Annotated in this window: 26 protein-coding genes and 1 other annotated feature; of the genes, 6 read left to right on the top strand and 20 right to left on the bottom strand. The window is 40.0% G+C overall.

What is annotated here, in order from left to right; all coding sequences use genetic code 11:
• Nucleotides 1-87: 87 nt before the first annotated feature.
• Together secDF and BN997_RS18200 are read right to left on the bottom strand one after the other, a co-directional pair.
• Nucleotides 88-2,340 (bottom strand): protein translocase subunit SecDF, encoded by a 2,253-nt coding sequence (gene secDF / locus BN997_RS18195; RefSeq protein ID WP_042534351.1) that lies wholly within the window; start codon nt 2,338-2,340, stop codon nt 88-90.
• Between the two features lie 58 nt (nt 2,341-2,398).
• Entirely contained in the window at nt 2,399-2,722 is a 324-nt protein-coding gene (locus BN997_RS18200; protein ID WP_226894692.1) for a post-transcriptional regulator, read from the bottom strand.
• 130 nt (nt 2,723-2,852) lie between these two features.
• On the opposite strand from BN997_RS18200, the gene spoVB reads away from it, so the two are divergent.
• Nucleotides 2,853-4,403 carry a stage V sporulation protein B gene (gene spoVB / locus BN997_RS18205; RefSeq protein WP_042534353.1) on the top strand — a complete coding sequence of 517 codons (1,551 nt, stop codon included), beginning with the start codon at nt 2,853-2,855 and terminating at the stop codon, nt 4,401-4,403.
• A 100-nt stretch (nt 4,404-4,503) separates the two neighbouring features.
• Complete coding sequence (locus tag BN997_RS18210) at nt 4,504-4,887, top strand: TIGR04086 family membrane protein (RefSeq protein ID WP_042534355.1); 384 nt, start codon at nt 4,504-4,506, stop codon at nt 4,885-4,887.
• A gap of 65 nt (nt 4,888-4,952) precedes the next feature.
• Here BN997_RS18210 and yajC read toward each other — a convergent pair whose 3' ends face one another.
• The 9 genes from yajC to safA form a co-directional block, all read right to left on the bottom strand.
• Complete coding sequence (gene yajC, locus BN997_RS18215) at nt 4,953-5,216, bottom strand: preprotein translocase subunit YajC (protein ID WP_042534357.1); 264 nt, start codon at nt 5,214-5,216, stop codon at nt 4,953-4,955.
• A 16-nt stretch (nt 5,217-5,232) separates the two neighbouring features.
• Nucleotides 5,233-6,372 (bottom strand): tRNA guanosine(34) transglycosylase Tgt, encoded by a 1,140-nt coding sequence (gene tgt / locus BN997_RS18220; RefSeq protein ID WP_042534359.1) that lies wholly within the window; start codon nt 6,370-6,372, stop codon nt 5,233-5,235.
• 59 nt (nt 6,373-6,431) lie between these two features.
• Nucleotides 6,432-7,460, bottom strand: coding sequence for a tRNA preQ1(34) S-adenosylmethionine ribosyltransferase-isomerase QueA (queA, locus tag BN997_RS18225; protein ID WP_084613046.1), 1,029 nt, complete (start codon nt 7,458-7,460; stop codon nt 6,432-6,434).
• Between the two features lie 33 nt (nt 7,461-7,493).
• A complete protein-coding gene (locus BN997_RS18230) occupies nt 7,494-7,685 on the bottom strand; it encodes a DUF2905 domain-containing protein (RefSeq protein WP_042534363.1) in 192 nt (63 codons plus the stop codon).
• Nucleotides 7,685-8,692 (bottom strand): Holliday junction branch migration DNA helicase RuvB, encoded by a 1,008-nt coding sequence (gene ruvB / locus BN997_RS18235; RefSeq protein WP_042534365.1) that lies wholly within the window; start codon nt 8,690-8,692, stop codon nt 7,685-7,687. Before ruvB ends, BN997_RS18230 begins: the two co-directional genes overlap by 1 nt.
• A gap of 18 nt (nt 8,693-8,710) precedes the next feature.
• The gene (gene ruvA, locus BN997_RS18240; protein WP_042534367.1) at nt 8,711-9,322 is read right to left on the bottom strand and encodes a Holliday junction branch migration protein RuvA; all 612 of its coding nucleotides are present in this window, start codon (nt 9,320-9,322) and stop codon (nt 8,711-8,713) included.
• Between the two features lie 192 nt (nt 9,323-9,514).
• Entirely contained in the window at nt 9,515-10,246 is a 732-nt protein-coding gene (locus BN997_RS18245; protein ID WP_042534369.1) for a YebC/PmpR family DNA-binding transcriptional regulator, read from the bottom strand.
• 84 nt (nt 10,247-10,330) lie between these two features.
• Nucleotides 10,331-10,831, bottom strand: coding sequence for a YhcN/YlaJ family sporulation lipoprotein (locus BN997_RS18250; RefSeq protein ID WP_042534371.1), 501 nt, complete (start codon nt 10,829-10,831; stop codon nt 10,331-10,333).
• A gap of 69 nt (nt 10,832-10,900) precedes the next feature.
• Complete coding sequence (safA, locus tag BN997_RS22350) at nt 10,901-12,139, bottom strand: SafA/ExsA family spore coat assembly protein (protein ID WP_052485079.1); 1,239 nt, start codon at nt 12,137-12,139, stop codon at nt 10,901-10,903.
• 481 nt (nt 12,140-12,620) lie between these two features.
• Here safA and BN997_RS18260 point away from each other — a divergent pair, with 481 nt between their 5' ends.
• Together BN997_RS18260 and BN997_RS18265 are read left to right on the top strand one after the other, a co-directional pair.
• Entirely contained in the window at nt 12,621-14,243 is a 1,623-nt protein-coding gene (locus tag BN997_RS18260; RefSeq protein ID WP_042534373.1) for a BCCT family transporter, read from the top strand.
• 571 nt (nt 14,244-14,814) lie between these two features.
• Nucleotides 14,815-16,437, top strand: coding sequence for a BCCT family transporter (locus tag BN997_RS18265; RefSeq protein WP_042534374.1), 1,623 nt, complete (start codon nt 14,815-14,817; stop codon nt 16,435-16,437).
• 151 nt (nt 16,438-16,588) lie between these two features.
• Here the strand turns inward: BN997_RS18265 and pheA are convergent, their stop codons facing one another.
• The 7 genes from pheA to rplU form a co-directional block, all read right to left on the bottom strand.
• Entirely contained in the window at nt 16,589-17,443 is an 855-nt protein-coding gene (pheA, locus tag BN997_RS18270) for a prephenate dehydratase (RefSeq protein ID WP_042534376.1), read from the bottom strand.
• Nucleotides 17,444-17,625: 182 nt separating this feature from the next.
• Nucleotides 17,626-18,906, bottom strand: coding sequence for a GTPase ObgE (gene obgE, locus BN997_RS18275; RefSeq protein ID WP_042534378.1), 1,281 nt, complete (start codon nt 18,904-18,906; stop codon nt 17,626-17,628).
• Nucleotides 18,907-18,908: 2 nt separating this feature from the next.
• Nucleotides 18,909-19,442, bottom strand: a complete 534-nt coding sequence (locus BN997_RS18280) for a Spo0B domain-containing protein (protein ID WP_042534379.1) — start codon at nt 19,440-19,442, stop codon at nt 18,909-18,911.
• 106 nt (nt 19,443-19,548) lie between these two features.
• Complete coding sequence (locus BN997_RS18285) at nt 19,549-20,754, bottom strand: ISL3 family transposase (protein WP_042529866.1); 1,206 nt, start codon at nt 20,752-20,754, stop codon at nt 19,549-19,551.
• A gap of 234 nt (nt 20,755-20,988) precedes the next feature.
• Entirely contained in the window at nt 20,989-21,279 is a 291-nt protein-coding gene (gene rpmA / locus BN997_RS18290) for a 50S ribosomal protein L27 (RefSeq protein WP_042534381.1), read from the bottom strand.
• Between the two features lie 14 nt (nt 21,280-21,293).
• Nucleotides 21,294-21,623 (bottom strand): ribosomal-processing cysteine protease Prp, encoded by a 330-nt coding sequence (locus BN997_RS18295; RefSeq protein ID WP_042534383.1) that lies wholly within the window; start codon nt 21,621-21,623, stop codon nt 21,294-21,296.
• Nucleotides 21,624-21,639: 16 nt separating this feature from the next.
• Nucleotides 21,640-21,948 (bottom strand): 50S ribosomal protein L21, encoded by a 309-nt coding sequence (gene rplU / locus BN997_RS18300; protein ID WP_042534385.1) that lies wholly within the window; start codon nt 21,946-21,948, stop codon nt 21,640-21,642.
• A 15-nt stretch (nt 21,949-21,963) separates the two neighbouring features.
• Nucleotides 21,964-22,038: a sequence feature (ribosomal protein L21 leader region), on the bottom strand.
• A gap of 299 nt (nt 22,039-22,337) precedes the next feature.
• Here rplU and BN997_RS18305 point away from each other — a divergent pair.
• Nucleotides 22,338-23,126, top strand: a complete 789-nt coding sequence (locus tag BN997_RS18305) for a M23 family metallopeptidase (RefSeq protein WP_042534387.1) — start codon at nt 22,338-22,340, stop codon at nt 23,124-23,126.
• Nucleotides 23,110-23,976: a M50 family metallopeptidase gene (locus tag BN997_RS18310; RefSeq protein WP_052485080.1), complete on the top strand. Its 867-nt coding sequence runs from the start codon at nt 23,110-23,112 to the stop codon at nt 23,974-23,976. Before BN997_RS18305 ends, BN997_RS18310 begins: the two co-directional genes overlap by 17 nt.
• A 56-nt stretch (nt 23,977-24,032) precedes the next feature.
• On the opposite strand, the gene minD is transcribed toward BN997_RS18310, so the two are convergent.
• Nucleotides 24,033-24,827, bottom strand: a complete 795-nt coding sequence (minD, locus tag BN997_RS18315; RefSeq protein ID WP_042534389.1) for a septum site-determining protein MinD — start codon at nt 24,825-24,827, stop codon at nt 24,033-24,035.
• Nucleotides 24,820-25,506 carry a septum site-determining protein MinC gene (minC, locus tag BN997_RS18320; protein ID WP_042536291.1) on the bottom strand — a complete coding sequence of 229 codons (687 nt, stop codon included), beginning with the start codon at nt 25,504-25,506 and terminating at the stop codon, nt 24,820-24,822. Before minC ends, minD begins: the two co-directional genes overlap by 8 nt.
• Nucleotides 25,507-25,583: the final 77 nt, after the last annotated feature.

A 25,583-nucleotide genomic window follows, 5' to 3' on the forward strand; every position in this document is an offset into this window, starting at 1 on the left:
ATTTAAAGAGGATATTCAAAAAACCCAATACACATGACATAGTGAGTGTCCGTACTTCGGGCTTTTTGAATACGCACTCTAAGGTATTTATACTTGCGGTCCTTCCACTCGTTCTTTCTTTCTAAAGTCTACCGGCTTATCCTTCACTTTTCTGCCTCTCCATACTAACCAGATATGGGAAGCAAGGAATAGAGAAGAGTAAGTTCCGGCAATCAATCCAATTAAGAGAGCGAAAGCAAAAGCCCATATAGACGCAGCTCCAAGTACTAGGAACGCAACAACAGCAATAATAGTAGTGATCGATGTATTCATTGTTCGGATAAATGATTGAACAATACTCTTATTCACAATTTCTGCAAGCTTCTTAAAGGATTTGACTCTTTTCTCCTGACGAATGTTTTCCCTGATTCGGTCAAAAATAACGAGCGTATTATTCAAGGAATAACCGATAATCGTCAGAATTGCCGCTACAATGGTGACATCAAATTCAATTTGCGTGATACTGAAAGCCATCAGCATAAACAGGACATCATGCAAGAGGGCAATAATTGCTGTAACCCCAAAGAAGAATTCAAAACGTATGGCAATGTACGCAACAATAAATATGGATGCGATAGCAACTGCATAGATTGCATTTTTCACAAGCTCCTGACCGACAATTGGTGATACAACACTCACACTAGGCTCATGATCATAGATTTCCAGGAAGTGCTGCTGTACGGTATCCACTTCCCCTTCGTCAAGAACCGTGTCAAACCGGACAACTCCGATATCGTTATTTTCACCTGATAAATTCACGGAGCTGACTTCATAACCAAGCGTTGCAAATTCCGATTCTATTTCTTCTTCTGTCAAGCTTTGGTCAGCTACTACTTCTATTCGCGAGCCGCTTGTAAAATCAACACCCGGATTAATTCGAAAGATGCCAATAACGAGAGCTCCAATAATTACAAGTATTAAGCTTACAGCAAAGAACTTCCTGCGATGATTTGTAAAGTTAACCTGTTTTCCTAAAACGGTCGGCTCTGCTTCTTCGCCCTCTGCAATATCTTTGATTTGATTCTTATTGACACCAAGCCATGTCTTTCTTTTTTTCAAGAAGCCGCTTTGGACCCATAAAGCCAGAAGTCCCCTTGTGCCAAATACTGCAGTGATAAAGCTGACTAAAATACTGATAATCAGCATCGTTGCAAAGCCTTTAACAGAACTTGTCCCAAATATAAATAACACAGCAGCTGCAATTAAGGTTGTTATGTTAGCGTCTAAAATCGTTACAAAAGAGCTTTTATTTCCAGATTGAAAGGCAGCTTTCACCGACTTGCCGGCACGCAGCTCTTCTTTAATACGTTCAAACGTAATAACGTTCGCATCAACTGCCATTCCTACTCCCAGAATCAGGGCTGCTATTCCCGGCAATGTCAATACGCCATTCAGTAATTCAAAAATCAATACAACTAAGAATACATATACAGCCAAATTAATGGAAGCAATAATCCCGCTGAAGCGATAAACTACACAGAGATAAAGAACGATTAAAGCAATCCCAATCAGTCCTGCAATAACTGTCTCATTTAATGCCTGTTCGCCGAATTGTGCACCTACAGATGTAGAGAAAATTTCATTCATATGTACATCCAGTGAACCAGAATTAATGATATCTGCCATTTGCTGAGCCGACTCTACCGTAAAGTCTCCTTCAATCATGACATCACGAGAATGAATGGGCTCGCTTACTGCCGGCGCAGAGACAAATTTAGGATCTTCTTTCGTCACCTCTTCTGAAAAAGAATCCTCACCTTCCTGATAATCCATCCAGATTACTAAACGGTTATCTGTCATTTGGCTAATTTCTTCGGTTACTTCACCGAACTTAGATGCATCTTGTAATTGCAAGGTAACAATCGGCGCATTGGTATTCGGATTATAATCCTGACTGGCGCTTCCTTCTACAATATCAGATCCATCAAGGTATTCTTCATCATCAACATCCCTGAAAGACAATTGTGCGGATGTAGACAGCAATTCTCTTGCTTCAGCTTGGTTGTCAACACCTGCAAGCTGCACTCGAATCCGGTCATCTCCTTCTATATCGATAACCGCTTCACTTATTCCCAGTCGGTTCACCCGGTCATTCAGCGTCTGGACCGTCCCTTCCAGTAAACTACTTGAAATCTCCTGACCATCTTCAACAGGCTCTACTTCATATAAAACCTCAAAGCCTCCCTGCAGATCCAAGCCAAGGTTCACATTGCTTGCCAGATTACTAAACGTTGTTCCAATTACTCCTGCCAAAATTGCGATGACAAGAAAAAAGGCAACGATTCTGCCTCTTTTTTTCATCGTTTGCACTTCCTCCTTCATATATCAACCATTTCATACGTGTTCAAACGAGTATTATTTACCCGTTATCTGGTGAATTGCCTATAAGTGCTTCGATTGAAGCGGCTAAATCATCATTTTCATAGGATTGAATCGTTAAATAGCTTAAATAAACAGATGATTTCAAATGAAAAATATCTTGAACGATTTCATGTAACCTTTTTTCCGGTTCTCCGTTCCAGATTTTTACACAAAGACACTTCCACACGCCCTCTGGAGTCGCTTGTTCATAACCTAGCATTTCTAATTCTTCTTGTTTGCTTTTCAGTGCCGGATAAATCATTTCTTTCCATGTGTCTACATGTCGGCTGTCCATTTCATCCCACCATTTCTTCTTAAGCATCCTTGTTAATCACCATGAAGTACTTTCTTATTGTACGACTTTTTTATTCAACTGTCATGGTTTGTCCATTATACAGCATATATATCATTGTATATCAAATTTATTTTTTTGAGAAGGCGGGGCAACACAAATGACAAAACAATCCTTTATCCAAGGAGCATTGATTCTAATTATCGCCGGGATGCTGACCCGTTTTATGGGCTTCATTAACCGTATGGTCGTCGCACGCTTTATGGGTGAAGAAGGTGTCGGTCTCTATATGATGGCTTTGCCTACCTTATTTCTGGTAATGACGCTGACGCAATTCGGTCTTCCTGTGGCTATTTCCAAGCGTGTAGCCGAAGCAGATGCTCAAAATGATTCGAAAAAAATAAAACAAATCGTTGCCGTCTCCCTTGCGATAACTTTAAGTGCAAGTATCCTGTTTACTGTCATCTTGATTCTCGCAGCACCCATTTTATCGGATACCTTATTCACGGACAAACGTGTACTGCTTCCTCTAGTGGTGATTAGCCCGATTATCCCTATAGCTGCTGTCTCCGCAGTATTAAGGGGATATTTCCAGGGAAAACAGAATATGAAGCCGCAAAGTATCGCACAAGTTCTTGAACAAGTTGTACGGATTGCCTTCGTCGGTATATTCATATATATCCTTTTACCTTACGGGGTGGAATATGCAGCGGCAGGCGCTATGTTCAGTATTATTATTGGTGAATTCGCTTCTCTCTTATACATGATTCGAAAATTTCGTCAAAAAAGAAAGCTGAAAATACGCAAACACTTTACAGAAACAGTTTTATCCGGAAAAGAAACCGCAAAAGAACTATTATCTATTTCTATGCCTACCCTGGGGAACAGAATGATTGGTTCGATTTCTAATTTTCTCGACCCAATCATTATTGTCCAATCTCTTGCGCTGGCTGGAGTAACTACAGCTGTTGCAACGAAACAATACGGAGAATTAATGGGCTATACCATGCCTTTATTATTTTTACCGACTTTTATAACAAGCTCCCTGTCAATAGCACTTGTTCCTTCTATTTCGGAAGCTGCTGCCAAGAACCAAAAGGAACTGATTCATAGCCGTATTCACCAATCCATCCGAATTTCCTTTGCTTCAGGGGCATTAGCCACCATTGTAATGACTTTATTCGCTGCTGATCTGCTAAATCTTATGTATCGTTCGGATTCCGCTGCCCCGTTGTTGATTATTATGGCACCTTTTTTCTTATTTTTATATATTCAAGCCCCATTGCAGGCAGCACTGCAAGCACTTGATTTAGCCCGGCCGGCAATGTGGAACTCATTGATTGGAGTCATTTTAAAATTCGGAGCGATGATACTGCTGGCAACCAGTTCCAATTTAGGAATCCAAGGAGCAGCAATCGCTATCTGCGCAAATGTTGTTCTCGTTACTTTTCTCCATATTATGGTATTAAAAAAGGAAATAAATTATTTTCCTGCCTGGAAGGAGATTATCCGCATGATTATTTTATGCGGAACTACTTTCCTGCTGACGTTTTATATAAAAAACCAATTTTACACAGCCGATACAACTTTAATCTCGTTTATCCTGCTGCTCATCATTATTGCTCTAATTTATATGATATTGCTGATTCTATTACGATTTATTCGAAAAGAAGAATTAAGACAGCTGCCGTTTTTCTCTAAAAAGAAATAAATTTAGAGAATTTATCTGTCATTCTCCTATAAATATTTCTTCTAAATAAAATGTCCGGGCATAAATTTAATTAAGGGACAAACTCAGAGGAGATGAATCAATGGTAAAAATTCAATGGACATCCTTACTCTACGGTTGGATTATATTATTCGTTTTACTTTTTCTCACGAGCTTTGCATTGGGCTTGTTATTAAAATTCGTGGACATGACAGAATCAACTTTATCATGGGCAACCTTTGTCATTGGTCTGGTTATTTTATTCACCTGCGGAATAATTACTGGTTTAAAAGGAAAAGCAAAGGGTTGGCTTTTAGGAGTACTGGTTGGTTTAGGATTTACCGGATTTGTTTTTCTGGTGCAATTTCTCGGCTACCAGCAGGGTTTTACATGGACACAAGCAATGTATCACGGGTTTTATCTGATTGCAGCCATATTAGGCGGGATTATCGGGGTTAACTTTTCAAGTCCGGCTGAAGAAAATTGATTCGTAAACGATAGTAATCCATAAAAAAAAGCTAATGAATGTTACTCATTAGCTTTTTTCATTGATTATGCGTTTTGTTTTACTTCTCTGATTGCTGAACGGTCATATGTTAATTTTGTACCTTCTTCAGTAATTAACACAATGGTGCCTTCGTCAATCGCATGGATTTTCGCATGTAATCCACCGATTGTTATGATTTCATTACCTTTTTGCAGGCTATCTTGCATTTCTCTTACTTGCTTCTGACGCTTTTGCTGCGGACGAATAAGTAAGAAATAAAAAATAGCAAACATAAGTACGATCCATAAAATAGGTGTAACCATTTCCATATGTTCCAACTCCTTCCTAAAAGTTCTTTGGATTCTCTTGATTCAATCCATATTGTTCAAAGAATTCCTCTTTGAAATCACCAAGTCGATCATCTTTTATAGCAGTTCGGACTTGCTCCATTAATTTTAACAGAAAATGCAGGTTATGATAAGTCGTAAGTCGGAATCCGAATGTTTCATTGCATTTTATTAAATGTCGGATGTAAGCTCTTGTATAATTCTTACAAACATGACAGTCGCAATGCTCATCTATCGGTGAAAAATCACGTGCATATTTCGCATTCCGAACTACTAATCGGCCGTTTGAAGTCATGCACGTTCCATTTCTGGCAATCCGGGTCGGCAGAACACAATCAAACATATCTACGCCACGAATCGCCCCATCGATCAGTGCATCCGGGGAACCGACTCCCATTAAATATCTTGGCTTATTCGACGGCAATAGAGGTGTAGTAAATTCCAAGACATGATTCATCACATCTTTTGGCTCCCCAACAGATAATCCGCCAATTGCATAGCCGGGAAAATCAAGAGAAACTAAATCTTGAGCGCTTAGTTTTCGTAATTCTTCATATTCACCGCCCTGAACGATACCAAAAAGACCTTGGGTATCCGGACGCTTATGCGCCTCCAGGCAGCGCTCTGCCCATCGGGAGGTCCGTTCAACAGATGACTTCATATAATCATAGGTCGCCGGATACGGAGGACACTCATCAAATGCCATCATAATATCTGATCCCAATGCATTTTGAATATGCATTGCTTTTTCAGGTGAAAGAAACAGCTTCTCTCCATTTAAATGATTTCGGAAGTGTACACCTTTCTCTTCGATTTGACGCATATCGCTTAAGCTGAACACTTGAAAACCGCCTGAATCTGTTAAAATGGCTTTATCCCAGTTCATAAACTTATGCAGGCCGCCAGCCTCTTCAATAATATCTTCTCCGGGGCGCAGCCATAAATGATAGGTATTCGATAAGATAATATTTGCCTGCATCGAATGCAATTCTTCCGGACTCATTGTTTTTACTGTTGCCAGTGTCCCCACCGGCATAAAAGTAGGCGTATCAAACGAGCCATGCGGTGTATGGACACGGCCAAGTCTTGCCCCTGTCTGTTTATCTGTCTTTATTAATTCATACGTTATCGGTGTCATCATTTATCTTCCCTTTTCTTCAGCCTAAACATATCATAACGTATTTATACCTCGTTAGGCTAGATAATTAGCATCGCATCTCCAAAACTAAAGAAACGATAACGTTCTTTTACAGCCTCATGATATGCATGAAGCACCTCATCTTTCCCGGCCAGAGCACTTACAAGCATAATAAGTGTTGATTTGGGAAGGTGGAAATTTGTAATTAATCCATCAATCGCCTGATATTGATATGGCGGATAAATAAAAATATCTGTCCAGCCGCTCGTTTCTGCAAAGGAACCATCATAATCCCGGGCAATTGTTTCCAGTGTCCGAGTGGAGGTGGTTCCTACTGAAATAATCCTTCTGCCCTCTACTTTGGCTTGATTCAAAGTGTCAGCCGCTTCTTCGGACATACGGTAAAATTCACTATGCATCGTATGCTCTTCAACAGAATCAACACTTACCGGCCGAAATGTCCCCAAACCAACATGAAGCGTAATAAAAATAATCTGGACGCCTTTTTCCCTTATCTGCTGTAATAATGCATCGGTAAAATGAAGACCGGCAGTCGGAGCAGCAGCAGATCCTTTTTCTTTTGCGTAAACCGTCTGATAACGGTCTTTTTCAGAAAGCTGCTCCTTAATATATGGCGGCAATGGCATTTCTCCAAGTTCATCTAATATTTCATAAAAAATACCCTGGTAAGAAAATTCGACTGTACGTCCGCCATGTTCTTTCGTGCCTGTGCAAACAGCCTTTAACAGCCCATCTCCAAAATCAATGACTGTCCCTTTTTTTACTTTTTTCGCCGGCTTTACTAACACTTCCCAACTGTCGCCTTCTTCCTGATGCAGTAAAAGAACCTCCAGCTTCGCACCTGTATCTTCTTTTACACCATACAGGCGGGCAGGCAACACCTTTGTATCATTCAAAACAAGGCAATCTCCAGTTTGAAGGTAATCTATTATATCTGAAAAATGCTGATGCTGTATTCGGCCTGTCTGTTTATCCAGCACACAAAGCCTGGATGCAGTCCGATCCTTCAGCGGTGTCTGCGCAATTAATTCTTCAGGCAGATCAAAATCAAAATCTTCAATATTCATGTCCATCCCTTACTTTCCTCTTATCATTAAAACCTATCTAAATCTGCTGATAATAAATAAAATCAGCGTTAATATGACACTAACAAGAATAGAAGTCATTAACGGAAAATGAAAGGTCATATTTCCTTTTTGAAACGTAAAATCACCCGGCAGCCTCCCGATAAAGGTCCAAATCAAGCCGATGATAATTAGCACGATTCCAGCAATAATAAATAATTTACCCATTACTCTTCCCCGTTTATCATTGGTATTCCAAAATGTTCATAGGCTTTGGGTGTTACTTTTCTCCCTCTGGGTGTACGCTGGATAAAACCTAATTGAAGCAGATACGGCTCATATACTTCTTCAATCGTCTGCGATTCTTCACCAATCGTTGCCGCAATGGTATCCAGCCCGACTGGCCCGCCATTAAAGCCTTCTATAATCTCCGTTAACAATTTATGATCAATATGATCCAAACCGGCGTCATCCACCTGCAGCATTTTTAAAGCCTGTCTGGTCGTTTCAAAGCTAATTTCTGTTTCTCCTTTTACCTGTGAAATATCACGTACTCTTTTTAATAAACGGTTTGCAATACGCGGCGTTCCCCTCGATCTGCGGGCAATCTCTATAGCCGCATCTTCTGAAATCGTCATATGGAATATATCGGCTGTACGCATAACAATTTGACGTAAATCCGCCACATCATAGTATTCCAGACGGCTGAGTACACCAAACCGGTCACGCAGCGGCGCACTCAAGAGCCCAGATCGTGTTGTTGCTCCTACCAGTGTAAAAGGCGGCAAATCAATCCGGACACTGCGCGCACTTGGCCCGCTCCCAATTACAATATCAATAAAGAAGTCTTCCATAGCAGGATAAAGCACTTCTTCCACAGATCTCGGGAGACGATGCACTTCATCAATAAATAATACATCTCCAGGCTCCAAAGAAGATAGAATTGCTGCTAAATCTCCGGCTCTCTCTATTGCCGGGCCAGAAGTAGACCTGAATTGCACACCCATCTCATTAGCAATAATAGAAGCCAGTGTCGTTTTACCTAACCCCGGCGGCCCGAACAGCAATACATGATCCAGCGGCTCTTCACGCATTTTAGCTGCTTGGATAAAAATACTTAAATTTTCTTTTACCTTTGGCTGACCAATGTAGTCCTCTAGCTGTAACGGCCTTAAACTTTGCTCTATCGACACATCCTCATCATGCAGGTTTCCGTCAATCATACGTTCATCCAAAAGGAACACTCCTTTCTATTATTTTGCTAACAGACTAAATGCTTTGCGAATAACCTCGTCTGTATTCGTGAGCGTCTTATCTGATTTCAGCTGCGGTGTGATTTTTTTCAGCTCACTTGTGGTAAAGCCTAATGATTTTAAGGCATCCAATGCTTCAGACACAATTTCACGCCCGCTAGTGCCTGCTGCTTCTCCGGAAGTCTGTTCCTCTGTATTTTCTATTGCAAAATCATGAACCAGCTTTCCTTTTAAGTCTAAAATAATCTGGCGCGCTGTTTTTTTTCCGACCCCTGGAAAGGTTGTTAAAAATTTTTCATCTTCATTTTCAACCGCCGCAATAAAGCCTTGAATATTCACGCCGGCTAAAATCGCCAAAGCTCCCTTAGGACCGATGCCTGACACTGAAATAAGCTTCGTAAATAAATATTTCTCATCTGTATTCCGAAAGCCGAATAAAATTTGTGCATCTTCTCTGACATGATGATGCGTATGTATTTGGACTTGCTGATTCATTTCCGGTTCAAATACGTAGGGATTGGGGCAAATCAGCTCATACCCAATCCCATGTACATCCACAATGACAGCATTATCTTTTATCGTCGTAAGCTTTCCTTTTATATATGCAATCATATTGAGCTCCCTTTATTTTAAGTGCGTGTTCATAAAGACCAATAAATAAGAACAGGTCGTCTAATAATGTGCCAGAACGTAGGTGTTCATAGCAAAAAATCTTTTCCCCGCCGTGTCATTTTTTATGGACTTTTTGAACATCCTCTTTAAACAGAATCAATGAATAAACTTCTATTTATCCTAAATAGAAGTTTATTCATTCGACTCCAGATTATGATGAACATCTTGAACATCTTCACTTTCTTCTAATGCATCCACTAACTTCATCATCTTCTCTTCATCTTCCGGAGATAAAGAATTATAATTTTGCGGAATGAAAGTGACTTCTGCATCAGCTAACTTATAAGACTGCTCCTCCAAATAAGAGACAACATCCTGGTAATCCTCGGGGCTCGTATAGATTTCATAAGCTCCATCCTCTATACTGACATCTTCTGCACCGGCTTCCAGTGCATCTAAAGTCATCGTATCTTCATCGATAGTATCATCTTCATTTTCAACGACAATGTAGCCTTTACGATCAAACATAAAAGATACACTTCCATTTTCACCAAGATTTCCGCCATTTTTCTTAAAAGCGTGTCTGATTTCAGCCGCAGTACGGTTTTTATTATCTGTTAACACATTTACAATAACCGCAACACCGCCGGGGCCGTAGCCTTCATAGGTAATTTCCTCATAGGTGGCGCCATCCAGCGTGCCGGTTGCTTTTTTTATATTTCGCTCTATATTATCATTAGGCATATTATCAGCCTTTGCTTTATCCACAGCTGTTCTTAAAGCAGCATTGGTATCCATATCTCCGCCGCCGCTTTTCGCAGCAAGATAGATATCCTTCGCATGCCTCATAAAAATTTTACCTTTTTTTGCATCCTGTGCATTTTTTCTCTTCTGTATATTTTTCCATTTGGAATGTCCAGCCATTAGACATACTCCTCTCTCGAAACTCTTTTTTTACTATATCAAAAAAAGTCCCATCAGAAAAGGAAAACCGTCTTTTTTCCTTAGCTACTCGAACAGATTTTCAAACATACGTTCCATATCTTCTCCCATTTGGTTTGCTTCATCACGTGCATAAAAATCTTTAACTTGCTCCCACTTTGCCACATCATTATAGATAAAAAGCTGTTTATCTGTATCCAGAATTTGTTCGATTTCCTCACTTATTTCTTCAAAATCACGCTGATCTGTCCCTTTCTTCATTTGAACAGCAACAACCACTCGATCTCTTCCTGTAACAATCCGAACATCTTCTGCATCAACATGCTCGCTGACCAATTTTTGAAATGCAGCTGATTCTTCCCGGTCAAAATTCTCTAATGACGGGGCCTTTGTTTGCTTTTCAGCATCATTCTCCGAGGTTGTTCGGTTTCTGTTTTCCTCATAATGAATTGGCTGAACAGATTGGTCATTGCCTGCATTTTTTTCTGTAGCTGTATCGGTATCTGAACAGCCTGTTAATATTATCATGGTGAACACTGCATAAACTATATATTGTATTTTAAACATAATAAAAATCCTCCCTTATACTTTAGTATGGATAAGGAAGGATTTTTTACACCTTTTTTATCAAAACTTTTACGAGCTGGAATCATGTTTATCGTCAGGCTGTTCCGGAAAAAATGGCGGCTTTGGATAGAATGTATTTCCATGTGAATTAGATAACGGCGTCTGATGAGGCTGAAAATAGTGTCGATTTTCAGAGAATTTCGGACTCTGTTCCGGTGGCTGCTCCAAAAATGATGCTGATGTTGGCAGATGATTAGCTTTATTAGAAGACAACGGTTTATCATTATCGGACTGTTGTTTAGAATGCAATGCTCGGTTCGTTACTGACTGATAAGACTCAGGCATCGGCGTTTGCTGACTTGCTTCATTTACAGACGGCTGCTGATAAGGCATCATTTCTTGAAACTGCTGAGGAGCTGCTTCAAACTGTGATTCATTAAAACCAGCCGGGATTGGGGTAAAGTTCCCTTGCATCGGCGGTAGTGGTTGCTGTCCTCCACAGCCGCAGTCTCCCGTCGGCGGCATCATTGAAAATCCATGCTGCATTCCCGGATGAACAGGATACGGGTGATACGGATGTACCGGCGGATGCATTGGCGGACAAGGTATATAAAATACTGGCATCATCTGCGGTAAAAACGGCATAGGTTCACAAGGCATCGCTGCCGGCTGCTGGTAAGAATCAAAGTCAAATACAGGCTGTTGCTGTTCTGGCGCTTGTGTTTGCGGTTCGGTCTTACTTGCTGGCTGCTGCTCTTTAGCTGGTGCTGTTTTTTCTTGCTTATGTTCTTTAGGCTTCGGCGGCTTTGGCATTTTAGCTGGTTTCTTTTCTGTTTTCATTTCCTTTTCTAAAATAGGCATAGCAGGCGCCTGTGGCATTTGAGGCATTTTGGGCATCACTGCTTCAAATTGTTCCTTTTTCTTTTCTTTTTGATCATCCTCTTTTAAAACAGCAATTGGTGTCGGTGTTTTATGCTTATAAGGATGCTCTTCTTTTTTCTTTTCTTCTTTTTGCACCGGTTTTTTTTGTTCTTTCTTGGTTGTTTTTGTCTCTTCTTTGGAAACCGGCGTCATTTGTTCTTTCTTGGATTTCTTTTCTTCCTTAGATAGTGGTGCTGTCTCTTCTTTTTTAGATGTACTTTTTTGTACCGCTTTTTTTGATCCGGGTATTTTGATCTTCATTCCAGGCATTAGTTTCTCCGGGTCAGCCAAATGTGAATTTACCTTTTTTAATTCCTCAAAAGAAGCATTATACTTCTCAGCCAATTTCCACAACGTATCTCCAAGCTGCACAATGTGTATTTTCAAAAATAACGAACTCCTTTCCCTTTCATGATTGAAATGGGCTAATGCTCTATATCAGCATATGCATGAAACAGAAAAAAGTTGCACATGTATGGTTACATGCTTGTTCATTTTCAAGCTTTCAATCCAGCATTTTATATTGATAAAGAAATATGCCAAATTTTTTATTTCATATTCCTCACAGAAGAGACGACCTGTCAAAATAGTGTCCATATCCATAAATGTTTCAATCTGATTTGTACATACTAACCAGAGAAAGCATCGTTTAAATAACGTTTCTTGTGTCGGGTATTTATTTGGACACGCTCCAATCATAGGTTTTGTTTTAGTCTGGAGTCTGTTTTCATGCTGGCCGTAAATGTTATAGCGTCTGAGATGAGTCGTTCATGGCAGAGATTATTTTTTATGCTTGCTTAGGAAACTGGATTCTAAAAAATAATAAAAATCATTGTAGGTATTTTTTAAATACTGGAAGGAGAAAATTATGAGCAACCCCTCTAAAAAAAGGAAAATATCTGATGTTTTCATTTATGCCTCTATTGTTGTAGGTATTTTAGTGATACTTGGTGCAGTATTTCCAAATCAATTCGGACAAATTTCCGGAAACGTATCCTCCTGGATCACGAACTATTTTGGCTGGTATTACATGATTCTTACTGCGATTCTTGTTTTCTTCTGTTTATTTCTTATTTTCAGTCCTATAGGAACTTTAAAATTAGGGAAGCCAAGAGATAAACCAGAATTCAATACAATTTCTTGGCTTGCCATGTTATTCAGTGCCGGGATGGGGATTGGATTAGTGTTCTATGGTGCCTCTGAGCCAATTTCACATTATATTGCTCCACCTACAGAAGATCCAGAAACCAATGCCGCGATGCTTGAGTCGATCCGCTCCACTTTTTTACATTATGGGTTTCATGCCTGGGCGATATATGGCGTAGTTGCTCTTTCTCTCGCATATTCCCAGTTTCGAAAAGGAGAGGTCGGACTATTATCTAAAGCCCTGCGTCCATTATTCCATGATCGTGTGGACGGTATATTCGGCACTGTCGTAGATGTATTAGCCGTTTTTGCAACTGTAATTGGTGTTGCCGTATCGCTCGGTGTCGGAGCTTTACAAATCAATGGCGGGTTAAACTACCTGTTCAGTGTGCCTAATAACTCAATCGTTCAGGGGATCATTATCGCTATTGTAACGGTGCTATTCCTTATCAGCGCCTGGAGCGGAATAAATAAAGGGCTTCAATATTTGAGCAATGCAAACATGGTGTTAGCCGGCATCATCTTTCTTACTATATTAATTGTTGGACCAACTATTCTAATCTTAAATATGATGACAAGCGGAGCAGGCTCCTATCTGCAAAATCTTTTGTATAATTCTTTAGACGTCGCGCCGCTAAATGCTCAAAAGCGTGAATGGATGGCTGACTGGACGCTTTATTATTGGGGCTGGTGGATGAGCTGGAGTCCATTTGTCGGCATCTTCATCGCCCGTGTTTCCAGAGGCCGGTCAATTCGAGAATTTGTTTTGGCTGTAATGCTTGTTCCTACAATCATTAGTATTTTATGGTTCAGTGTATTTGGCGTTACAAGTATTTCGATTGCCCAAAGTGCTCCGCAAATCTTTAATATGGGCCCGGAAACGCAATTATTTGCAGTTTTCAATGAAATGCCGCTGGGCACCATTTTATCCATTGTTACAATTCTGCTCGTAACCATATTCTTTATAACTTCTGCGGATTCAGCAACTTTCGTTTTAGGGATGCAAACATCCTTTGGGTCTTTAACTCCAGATAGGAAGATAAAAATTATTTGGGGGATTGCATTATCAGCCATTGGATATATCCTTCTTTTGGCAGGCGGAGAAAATGGCCTCGATGCACTGCAGTCCGCCGCAATAACCGCTGCCTTGCCATTCAGCATCGTGGTTATATTGCTGGTGATATCCTTCTTTAAAGTTGCTAACGAGGAAAGGAAATTTTTAGGTTTATCTATAACTCCTAACAAAAAAAGAATGCAGACATATCTGGAAAATTCCCCAGAGGAATACGAAAAGAATTTAGAAACATACCGGGAAAAGAAAAAAGACGATACCAAAGGAATATAAAATAAAACTTCACTCAGCGGGAGTTTTACGGACGGTTCTCCGTGGTAAATAAGTATGCAAACAAATTAAATTCTGTGGACGCCTCTCAGCTTGCTTCTCCGTCAGACTCTGTGCTGTTGCATGCTTAGGGACAGGTTCTGTTATGAAAGATTTTTGAACACTGATTAGATGCTTAAAAAGTGCTGGGAAGAAAATAACTCAGCGCTTTTTCTTGTACCGTTTTATTTTATCCCGGGCTGTCCGCCTGAACAGAACCTGCAAACAACAGGCACCTTAAAAATGGTTTTCTTTTTTCATTGGACAGTTCATTTATTCTGTTGAAGGCGCATTTTGATATAAAAATGTTTTCTTTTATCTTATAGAGGTATATAGATATAAGGGGATATCCTGAAACAAGAAGCTTAATAAAATTTAAAATCCATTCTTACCGCTGTACAATAAGGCTTTCGCTTTATTTTTATCCAGATTGCAGTTGATTTTATGATGGTTCCTTGTTAGGATATGAAAGTCTATAAAATACAAAATTCAAATTTGTATTTAGGATTGTTTTAAATACGGGAAGGAGCAAATTATGAGTAAAAACTCATCAAAAAGAAAAATGTCTAACGTTTTTCTTTACGCCTCTATTGTTATTGGCATTTTAGTAATACTTGGAGCAGTTTTTCCAGAAGGATTTGGAAACATTGCAGGTAATTTATCAGATTGGATTACAGAATATTTTGGCTGGTATTACATGATTCTTACAACCATCCTCGTTTTCTTCTGTATTTTTCTTATTTTCAGTCCAATCGGAACGTTAAAGTTAGGAAAACCAAAAGATAAACCAGAATTCAATACCGTTTCTTGGCTTGCTATGTTATTTAGTGCCGGGATGGGAATTGGGTTAGTGTTCTATGGTGCGTCTGAGCCTGTTTCGCATTATCTTGCTCCGCCAACAGCGGATCCAGAGACGAACGAAGCGATGCTTGAATCGATGCGCTCTACTTTCTTACACTATGGCTTCCATGCATGGGCTATATATGGTGTTGTAGCATTGGCACTCGCATATTCTCAATTTAGAAGAGGGGAAGTTGGACTTTTATCCAAAGCATTACGCCCGATATTCCACGATCGCGTTGATGGACCATTGGGCACCGTGGTAGACGTTCTTGCAGTTTTTGCAACCGTAATCGGTGTTGCCGTCTCACTTGGTGTAGGTGCTTTGCAGATTAATGGCGGTTTAAACTACTTAATCGGTATACCTAATAACATATTCGTACAAGCAATTATTATAGCTGTGGTAACAGTGCTGTTCTTAATCAGCGCTTGGAGCGGTTTAAGCAAAGGAATCCAATATTTAAGTAATGCAAACATGGTATTGGCCGGAATTTTATTTCTAATCATATTAATTGTCGGACCGACTATTTTAATCTTGAATATTATGACCTCCGGCACTGGCGGCTATCTGCAAAATTTCGTATATAATGCTTTAGATGTCGCACCGCTGAATCAGCAAAAAAGTGATTGGATGTCCGACTGGACGATTTACTATTGGGGCTGGTGGATGAGCTGGAGCCCGTTTGTGGGAATCTTCATTGCACGTGTTTCCAAGGGTCGTACAGTACGTGAATTTATTCTTGCTGTATTGCTGGTTCCTACAGTAATAGGTATTATATGGTTCAGCGTATTTGGAGTCACTGGCATCTCTATCGGTCAAAGTACTCCACATATATTTGATATGCCGCCCGAAACACAATTGTTTGGAATTTTCAACGAACTTCCAATGGGCGTGATACTATCAATTATTGCGATTCTGCTTGTATCCATATTCTTTATAACCTCTGCCGACTCGGCAACTTTCGTTTTAGGAATGCAAACCTCCTTCGGGTCTCTGACACCGCCTGGAAGAGTGAAAATTGTTTGGGGAGTTTCCTTATCAGCTATTGCATTTATTCTTTTATTAGCGGGAGGAGAAACTGGTCTTGACGCATTACAATCAGCTGCGATAACAGCTGCTCTGCCATTTAGTATTGTAGTCATATTGCTGGTTATATCCTTCTTCAAAATTGCTAATGAAGAAAGAAAATTCCTGGGGCTAACGATTACACCGAACAAACAGCGGGTGAAAACTTATCTGGAAACATCGCCAGAGGAATATGAGAAAAAATTAGAAACGTACAGAGAAAAGCAAAAAGACGATACAAAAGGTATATAAGCAAGAAAAAAGTGCTGGGCGTAATCACTCAGCACTTTTTTCTTTTGTTCTCCTATATTCTGTTTGCAAATTGTTACCTATCTTTTATTTTAAAATATTATATTATCGCTGTTATCACTTCTAAACTTCAAATAGGGACAGGACTTTTAACTTATAAGATATCATAAACAGAATATGATCCCAAAATTGTAACCTGGCATCCTAATGCTTCCAGTTCAGCCTTTACACCGGGAAGAAGAACGTCATCATAGGCTTGATTCACATCAATAATAAAGAAATAATTGCCTAATCCTGTTTTCGTAGGCCTGGACTCAATCTTAGATAAATTCAATTTACGCCACGCAAAGGCAGAAAGAATTTGATGCAGTGCTCCTGCCTGGTCACTTGGCAGCGTAATTAAAAGCGTTGTTTTATCACCCTTGGCTTCGCTTTTGATTTTAACCTTCTCCGGCTGGTGAGAAAGGACCAGGAATCGGGTATGGTTATTTGGATAATCATGAATATTTTCTTTCATTATTTCCAAGCCATACTCTGAAGCTGCTGCCCGATTTCCGATAGCTGCAATGGGCTGATCAGAATTGCTTACGATTTCAGCCGCTTTCCCCGTTGAGGAAGTAAAAGCAATTTTGGCATTATGTAAATTCTGGTGCAAATATTGATGGCACTGAGCAATAGCATGACTATGCGAATGTACCTCTTCTATATCGGATTCTTTTTGAACTATATCACTGCGCACCAATAAATGCTGTTGAATCGGGACAACGATTTCTCCCACTACAGGGATTCGCACTTGATGAATCAAATAATCCACCGTCAATTGTACAGTTCCTTCAATAGCGTTTTCTAACGGAACAACTCCAATATCAATTTCTCCTTTATCTACGGCATCGATACATTCTGGGATTGTTTTAAAAGCTTCTTTATGTTCTCCGTTAAACGTTGCATCTACTGCTAATTTTGTAAATGTTCCTTTGGGGCCTAAATAACCAATACTCGTCAACTTCATTTCCTCCTAAATAGAAAAATGCAAAGCACCTGTTAAACAACGCCGAAACTTGAGCCCCTGTTCATTTAGAGCGGTTTAACTTTGATCTGTCCGCACCTGCAGGCTTGCAGGCTGCTAAGTTTTTCCGCCGGGGCTCATGTGTTATTTCTTCGTTTTTGGCGCTTGGAACTGAAAATTAAAATCTATTCAATAAAATCAAATTCATAATCTAACAGCCGAACCGTATCACCGTCTTGTGCTCCGCGCTCACGAAGCGCTTTATCTACACCCATTCCTCTTAATTGGCGTGAAAAACGCTGAACAGCTTCATCATGTTGGAAATCAGTCATTTTAAATAATGTTTCGATTCGATGTCCATAGAGTACGTATGCACCATCCGGATCTCTTGTGATATGGAAAGGATCCTCTTCCTTCTGGTAACGATAAACAACCGTTTCATCCGCCTGCTCTATCTCTGGCTCATATTTTGGAATCTCTTCCAGCTTATCTGCCACTGCAAATAATAAATCTCTCAGACCATCCTTGGTAACAGCTGAAATTTTATATATCAGAACTTCTTCCCCAAGGTTTTCTTTGAACCCTGCTAAATTCTCTTCTGAACCCGGCATGTCCATTTTATTGGCAGCGATGATTTGCGGTCTTGTTAAAAGCTTCTTATCATACGCCGCCAGCTCTTCATTAATCTTAATATAGTCTTCATAAGGGTCGCGTCCTTCTGTCCCTGCCATATCAATCACATGAACAATAACTCTTGTACGCTCCACATGGCGCAGGAATTGATGGCCCAATCCAACCCCCTGGGAGGCGCCCTCTATTAAACCGGGTAAATCGGCCATCACAAAGCTGCGCTGGTCTCCTGTGTCCACAACACCCAGATTTGGAGCAATCGTTGTAAAATGATAAGCAGCAACCTTTGGCTTAGCCGCACTGACGACAGACAATAATGTAGACTTTCCAACACTTGGAAAACCGACCAATCCCACATCAGCAATCAGCTTCAGCTCTACTTTAATATTACGCTCCTGCCCCGGTTCACCGTTTTCTGCCATATCGGGAGCTGGATTACGCGGACTGGCAAACCTTGTGTTACCTCTTCCTCCCCGTCCGCCTTTTGCGATAACAGCCTCTTGCTCGTGAGTTGTTAAATCGGCTATTACTTCTTCTGTATCTTCATCGATTACAGTTGTTCCGGGTGGTACTGGAATCACATAAGCAGCAGCATTTTTACCGTGCTGGGTTTTACTCATTCCGTTTTCACCGCGTTTACCTTTAAAATGACGATTGTAGCGAAAATCCATTAATGTATTTAAACCTTCATCTACCTTAAAGACGATATCCGCTCCATTACCGCCATCTCCACCTGCGGGGCCGCCTTTTGGAACATATTTCTCCCTGCGGTATGCAACAAGTCCATTACCGCCGTCTCCGGCTTTCACATAGACACTTACCTGATCAACAAACATGGCTATTCACCTCTTTCTTCCTTTGCTATTTTCCAATTAAAGCTTGTTTGTTCTTTTTCATTCGTCATAGAAATCCCATATTGTTTTTCTACGTTATTCATATTTATTTTCTCAAGTACGACATCATTTATGTTCATCCCGATTTCCCAATGGGTTTCTTTTTCTTTCATATGGAGAAAGAGTTCGTGCACATGGAACGCTTCTGCAGCATCTGATAAAACAGCTAATAATGCTTCACAAGCAGAGAGAAGCTTTTGCCCGTCAATGGATTTTTCCATTGATTCCAGCAAATCTATACGATAGGTTAATGCAAAAGAAGGGTAGTTATCCTGAAACCGCAATACCCAGATCATAAATGCATCAGCATTCAACCGCATCAGTTTTCGTTCCTCTTCATAAAACTTGATTACATCATCTAAATTCTTTTTTGCTTTATCTGCTTTTCCCATACTCAAATAACCGGAAACAATTTGTAATCGGTTCATTAGATCATGTCGATACTTCTGGATTAAACCAACTGTCTCCTTTTCGTCCATTCCTTCACCTCATTAAAATTGAGTATAGCAGAAATCAGAGGAAATCAAAAGTCGTAAACAGGGTTCTATGTCAAATGTGGTGGTGGAATATCATTCCTCCACCTCTTTATTTATAAGCTTGCTTTAACACAAGCTTTACCTCTTGTTGCCATAGAATTTTCTTTCTCATTCGATCAAACTGTTTAATTCCATAAGATAATCTTTTTAATACTTTAATCGTATTATTAACGCCTTCTATGTAGCCATTATTAAAAGGATACATAAAAGAATGCAGAATTTCTTGTTGCCATCTTTTAAATGTACGTGCGACACGATGAAATCCTTCTAATCTGGATGCATTCAACTTTTCCAGACATGCTTCTAATCCCGCTGTGGCATTGTGCGCATCACTTTCCTTAAACCACGTATCCAGTTCATGCTTTAAATCATAGGCTTCCTTTAAACGGAGATCTATCTTTAATAATTCCTGGACTTTCTTCTTCTGATCATCCGAACAGGTTGTCCATGATTTCCACAGAAGTTTTTTGGAGCGTTTCATTCGAATTCGATCTTTCTTGGGCAATTGCTTTTGAACTTCACGGCGGACCTCATCCAAAGCCCAGTAGGCCTGACGCATAAAGTGAAAACGGTCAGCGATAATCAATGGGTTTCCCAGCGCTTTTCGAATCGCTTGTTTAAACGCTTGAGATAAATCCATTACTACCATTTCCACTTTACCTGTATCGCAGGAATTTAAGTACGCTTCAATGGTCTCCACTTTTCGATCTGGCAAGATATCGATAATTCTTCGGTTCTCCACATCGACCACATTCAATTGAAACCTCTCTCCATCTGCGTCGCCTTTAAACTCATCGATCGCAATGACTCGCGGTAACACTTTGCTGGTGGGCAGTTCCTTCTGATCAAACCACCGTAACACACGATTCACTGTTACTCCCGTTACCAGCGCCGCTGTACGAAAGGAACTTACAGCGGCATGCATCATCGCTGCCGTTTGCACACTCGCCGTACACCGTTGATACCGATGGATCATTTGGAGACGCTCATAAAATGTGTGGTGACACGACATACAAATATAACGTCTCTTTCGCAGAGATATATGAACTTCTTTTGTCGTTAACACTGGTCCTTGGATGCTTTGCCAGCGGTAACTGTGTATCCGTTTCGTTCTTTTCCCGCAACAAGGACATTTCTGCATACGCTGTTTCGTGAATAATTCCGCAATCAAATAACTTTCTTCTTCTCTGATATCCCACACATCTACATGTGTATCTTTAATTCCTAATAACTCTGTGATAAAATGATGTTGCACTCTTTTCCTCTCCCATTCCTTTTGTCTCGACAACTCAAGGTTATCAGAGAGAGGAAAAGGAGTGTATTTTTTTGCCTCCGTTCCATCTGGCGATGGAACGGAGGACACCACCACATTCAGTATAGAGCCGTAAACAGCAGAATCCGGCTATACTTTAGAAATCAAAGAAGGCTGCCGAGAGATTATCTCGACAGCCTGTCTTGTTCGTTTCTTAACTATACTGTTATCCGAGCATTATGCTTCTTTAGCTACAGGATAAACACTGACTTTTTTACGATCTCTACCGAAGCGTTCGAATCTCACAACACCATCGATTTTAGCAAAAAGCGTGTCATCCCCGCCGCGGCCAACATTCTCACCTGGATAAATTTTTGTACCGCGTTGACGATAAAGGATAGAACCGCCAGTTACAAACTGTCCATCAGCACGTTTAGATCCAAGTCGTTTTGATTCTGAATCACGACCGTTTTTTGAGCTACCTACACCTTTTTTAGATGCGAAAAATTGTAAATCAAGACGTAACATGAAAATGCACCTCCTTATGAAAATTTCAGTTCAATATGCTCCCCATAACTTTCTTCAATGGTTTCTAAAGAGACAATCATCCCTTTTACCAGCCACTGTATTTTTTCAAGTTTTTCGGAGCTTATATTTGTTGGAAGCTTCACAGCAAGATAACCGCCGTCAGCTCCCTGATCAATATCGAGGTCTGTCTCACATAGCTTCATAATTGCATTCACAGCACCAAATGTCACAGCTGAAACTCCTGCACAGACAAGATCATACCCATAAGGACCACTCTCTGCATGTCCAGTAAGTTTAAATGCTGTAACCTGATTGTCAGATTGAAAAACCGTTACCTGAATCATTATGAACAACAGATCCTTATAAGCTGATTTTATCGATTACAAGTTTCGTATATGGTTGACGATGACCTTGTTTACGATGATAGTTCTTTTTAGGCTTGAACTTCACAACGTCAATTTTCTTTTGACGGCCATGTTTTTCAACCTTAGCTGTTACAGATGCGCCATCCACATATGGAGCACCAACCTTCACATCGTCTCCGCCGACGAATAGGACTTTCTCAAAAGTCACCGTGTCATTCACTTCACCAGTAACTTTCTCTACATAAATTTCTTGTCCCTCAGTTACTTTAACTTGCTTACCACCAGTTTCAATAATTGCGTACATTTATATGCACCTCCTCTTTAAACTCAGACTCGCCATTCAGGTACTGCAGACAGCAGTTTTAAAACCTGTTCTGCGCGGTTGTAGCACGGGTGCTACTTTGCATAACAGATAAATCTTATCATTTTACAGGTTTCATTGTCAACCTTTTTTAAAAAATACCTTTATATTCGTCCATTTAGACGGAGTGTCTTTCAAATTATATAAAATAATGCATCCTTCTGCAAGAACCTTACCTTTAATTACACTGCGATATATCCGTTGATAAAGGGATAAATATCAATCATCTTCAGCCTGCACAGTCTGTCATTTATCTTTCTTCCATTTACTCATATATACAGCTTGTTCCACATATAATGAATCACACCACGCTATAAAGGATTGTGAGATGTATGGATAAAAACTTAAAAAGAATTCGCAAAGCCATTGAAATGCGTCAAAAAGCAAAAGGATTAAATCGAACAAATCGGAGCCAGCAAGAAGATTATCTGCAAAGTAACGCGTTACCGGAAATGGAAGAGTCTCACGGTTTTTATCCTTCTATATCCGCCAGCCATACAAATTCAGCAAGTCCTGAGAACAATTCCCGTATTACCAGTATTGCTGTGAAGGCTCTTTTGTCCGTTTCACTGTTTCTGGGGACCGCATTCGTTACAGAAATAGACAGGCCATTTATGCAACAGCCTAAAGAGTGGCTTACTTCCACTTTAACGAATCAATTTCCTTTTGCAAAAGTAAATGCATGGTATTCTGATGCATTTGGTGCTCCCCTGTCATTCAGGCCGAGTACAGTTTCAGAAGAAGTAACCAACGATGCAGGGTATCTTCCAGTCAACGGCATCATTTCAGAGCATTTCCATGAAAATGGGCAAGGCATCTATATTGAACCGGAGGGAGAAGAAAATGTAGCAGCTGTCCAAGAAGGTATTGTTGTGTTTGCCGGCAACGACCGTTCCACAGAAAAAACAGTCAAGATTCAGCATGCAGATGGAACCACGACACAATATGGCTTTTTAGATTCCATCGAGGTTCATTTATATCAGCATATTGCCAATGGGCAAGTTCTGGGAACCTCAGGAATGGAAATGGAAAGCGAAAGTTCATCTGTTTTTTTCGCAATTGAGCAAGAAAACCAATATATTGATCCTGAGCAGGTGATTCTGGTTGATCAACAGCCTTAAAAATTCCGTACAGCTTATTCATCTACATCCGATTCTTTGGATATTCTTTGTCATTTCCTTTTTAACAGGTTCTTTTACTGAACTTGCTATTATATTCAGCCTTGTTTTTCTTCACGAATTAGGGCACTATATTGCTGCTTCTTCCTTTAAATGGCGAATTTCCGCTATTATTCTTTGGGCTTTCGGCGGCGTCATGAAGACAGATGAACACGGGACTCGCCCCGTCCGTGAAGAAGTAATTGTTATACTGGCAGGTCCGATGGTACAAGTTTTCATATTTGGCTTCCTTTATAGCGCATTTTCCTTTGGAATGATACCAGACTATTACTACGGATTAATTCTTTATTATAATACAATCATCCTCTTATTTAACTTGCTGCCTATTTGGCCGCTGGATGGCGGAAAACTTGTTTTCTTAGCTTTAACTACTTTCTTAACCTTTAAAAAGGCGTATTATGTAACTATCATCAGCTCTTTAGTAATTTGTGCCCTGATTATTCTCGCTCAGCTTCTTTTCTTTCCATTTACACTGAGCAGTTTTCTTATTTGGCTCTTTTTAATACATGAAAATCGAAAAGAATGGAAATATCGCTTTTATGTATTTATCCGTTTCCTTTTAAAGAGATATGAGAGCGGACATTTTGTACGTGCTATCCAACCGATTTATGCCTCTCCTCAAGATAGCTTTTTGGATGTATTAGCCCGGTTTCATCGTGAAAAAAAACATACTATTTATATTGAATACCCTGATAGAGAACGCATTTCTGTGGAGGATAATGAATGCTTGGATTTCTATTTTAATGAGAGACCTTATCGAAAAACGATTGGAGAAGCTTTTACTGGCTACTGAATAAATAAAACATCCGCCACGGTACTTCCGCAGCGGATGTTTTATTTATAAGATTATTATATTTTAAAGAATGCTTTTACCTTTTGCATAAAACTTTTTTCTTCCTCGAGCGACTGAAGCGGAACGGTTTCGCCTAAAATCCTTCTGGCTATGTTGCGATAGCTGATAGAGGATTTAAAATTTGGATGCAGCGCAATGGGTTCTCCTTTATTAGAAGCTTTAATCATTTCTTCACTATCCGCTACAATCCCAATTAAATCAATTGCTAAGAGCTGAACAATATCGTCTACATCGAGCATATCGCCATTCTGCATCATATGATTACGGATTCGATTAATGACGAGTCTCGGCGGTTCGATCATATCTTCTTTTTCAATCAATCCGATAATTCGATCTGCATCGCGTACACTGGAATTTTCAGGTGTTGTGACTACAATCGCTCTGTCCGCACCAGCAATGGCATTTTGAAAGCCTTGTTCAATACCTGCCGGACAATCAATAATGATATAATCGTATTCTTGCTTTAATTCTGTCACGATCTCTTTCATTCCCTCTGTGGTGACAGATGACTTATCGCTTGTCTGTGCGGCAGGAAGTAAAGAAAGGTAATCAAAACGTTTATCTTTGATTAAAGCCTGCTGCAGCTTACAGCGTCCCTGAATAACGTCAACAATATCATAAATAATACGATTTTCCAGCCCCATAATTACATCGAGATTACGAAGGCCGATATCTGTATCGATTAAACAAACTTTTTTATCCATTAATGCTAAAGATGTCCCAATATTTGCAGTTGTCGTTGTTTTACCAACTCCACCTTTCCCGGATGTAATTACAATCGCTTCACCCATTATTCATTCTCCTCTCAAATGCGCTAATCACCTTTCTCTGTTTAGAAAGTATTTTGATAGAATCAATTACAATCTTGTTCTGATCCGGATCAATGATTCCGCATTCCATGTATACTCCATCTGCTTCATAATCAGGTGCCCGACTGATATATTCTGCAATTCGAAGCTGTGCCGGTTTCATATAAGAAGCAGCTATAAAAGCTTCTTGGTCCCCTTCTGTGCCAGCATGTGCAATTCCTAATAAGTTCCCCATGATATAGATGTTTCCTCTGGCTCTTACTCTGCCTCCAGGGTTCACATCACCAATCAGCAGCAAATCGCCTTCTGTTTCAAGAACTTGTCCAGATCGGACAATCTGGTTAACTACTTTTAATTTACTCTGATCCAGCCAAGTTTTTGCATCTTTGATTGGTATAACTTCGGATTCCATTGCTTCAATCTGGAAACGATTCTTCTCTTCAATAATTTTCTTTAATTGATTGCGCTGTTCCTCGGTTAAATAACGGTGTCCGAGTTTTACTTTTACAGAAACTACAGGTTCCTCTTTTTTCGGGCTGCTTTCATCAAGCTTTTTGATTAAATCTTGGACAATTTCTTCAAAAGAAGAATTTTCATCTATAAATAAAATCAAACCATCTCTTGTCCCTTTAATCGTGATGGTCGGTTTGGTTTCTTGCACGATATATTCACCTCTTTTTTCTACAGCCAGCATAAAAGCAGATTACTGACTGAGCAGAGTCCGCCGCTCTTTCATAA

Origin of the sequence: Oceanobacillus oncorhynchi, assembly GCF_000821065.1 — a bacterium.
GTDB lineage: Bacteria > Bacillota > Bacilli > Bacillales > Amphibacillaceae > Oceanobacillus > Oceanobacillus oncorhynchi.

Coding starts and splice junctions, on each gene's coding strand:
- tgt (WP_042534359.1), bottom strand. CDS start 6,372: ATGACACCGATAACGTATGAATTAATAAAGACAGATAAACAGACAGGG.
- BN997_RS18280 (WP_042534379.1), bottom strand. CDS start 19,442: ATGGACGAAAAGGAGACAGTTGGTTTAATCCAGAAGTATCGACATGAT.
- rpmA (WP_042534381.1), bottom strand. CDS start 21,279: ATGTTACGTCTTGATTTACAATTTTTCGCATCTAAAAAAGGTGTAGGT.
- obgE (WP_042534378.1), bottom strand. CDS start 18,906: ATGTTTGTTGATCAGGTAAGTGTCTATGTGAAAGCCGGAGACGGCGGT.
- rplU (WP_042534385.1), bottom strand. CDS start 21,948: ATGTACGCAATTATTGAAACTGGTGGTAAGCAAGTTAAAGTAACTGAG.
- ruvA (WP_042534367.1), bottom strand. CDS start 9,322: ATGATTGCATATATAAAAGGAAAGCTTACGACGATAAAAGATAATGCT.
- spoVB (WP_042534353.1), top strand. CDS start 2,853: ATGACAAAACAATCCTTTATCCAAGGAGCATTGATTCTAATTATCGCC.
- BN997_RS18200 (WP_226894692.1), bottom strand. CDS start 2,722: ATGCTTAAGAAGAAATGGTGGGATGAAATGGACAGCCGACATGTAGAC.
- BN997_RS18295 (WP_042534383.1), bottom strand. CDS start 21,623: ATGATTCAGGTAACGGTTTTTCAATCTGACAATCAGGTTACAGCATTT.
- BN997_RS18260 (WP_042534373.1), top strand. CDS start 12,621: ATGAGCAACCCCTCTAAAAAAAGGAAAATATCTGATGTTTTCATTTAT.
- BN997_RS18230 (WP_042534363.1), bottom strand. CDS start 7,685: ATGGGTAAATTATTTATTATTGCTGGAATCGTGCTAATTATCATCGGC.
- BN997_RS18265 (WP_042534374.1), top strand. CDS start 14,815: ATGAGTAAAAACTCATCAAAAAGAAAAATGTCTAACGTTTTTCTTTAC.
- yajC (WP_042534357.1), bottom strand. CDS start 5,216: ATGGAAATGGTTACACCTATTTTATGGATCGTACTTATGTTTGCTATT.
- BN997_RS18250 (WP_042534371.1), bottom strand. CDS start 10,831: ATGTTTAAAATACAATATATAGTTTATGCAGTGTTCACCATGATAATA.
- BN997_RS18245 (WP_042534369.1), bottom strand. CDS start 10,246: ATGGCTGGACATTCCAAATGGAAAAATATACAGAAGAGAAAAAATGCA.
- queA (WP_084613046.1), bottom strand. CDS start 7,460: ATGAATATTGAAGATTTTGATTTTGATCTGCCTGAAGAATTAATTGCG.
- pheA (WP_042534376.1), bottom strand. CDS start 17,443: ATGAAGTTGACGAGTATTGGTTATTTAGGCCCCAAAGGAACATTTACA.
- minD (WP_042534389.1), bottom strand. CDS start 24,827: ATGGGTGAAGCGATTGTAATTACATCCGGGAAAGGTGGAGTTGGTAAA.
- BN997_RS18305 (WP_042534387.1), top strand. CDS start 22,338: ATGGATAAAAACTTAAAAAGAATTCGCAAAGCCATTGAAATGCGTCAA.
- secDF (WP_042534351.1), bottom strand. CDS start 2,340: ATGAAAAAAAGAGGCAGAATCGTTGCCTTTTTTCTTGTCATCGCAATT.
- BN997_RS18210 (WP_042534355.1), top strand. CDS start 4,504: ATGGTAAAAATTCAATGGACATCCTTACTCTACGGTTGGATTATATTA.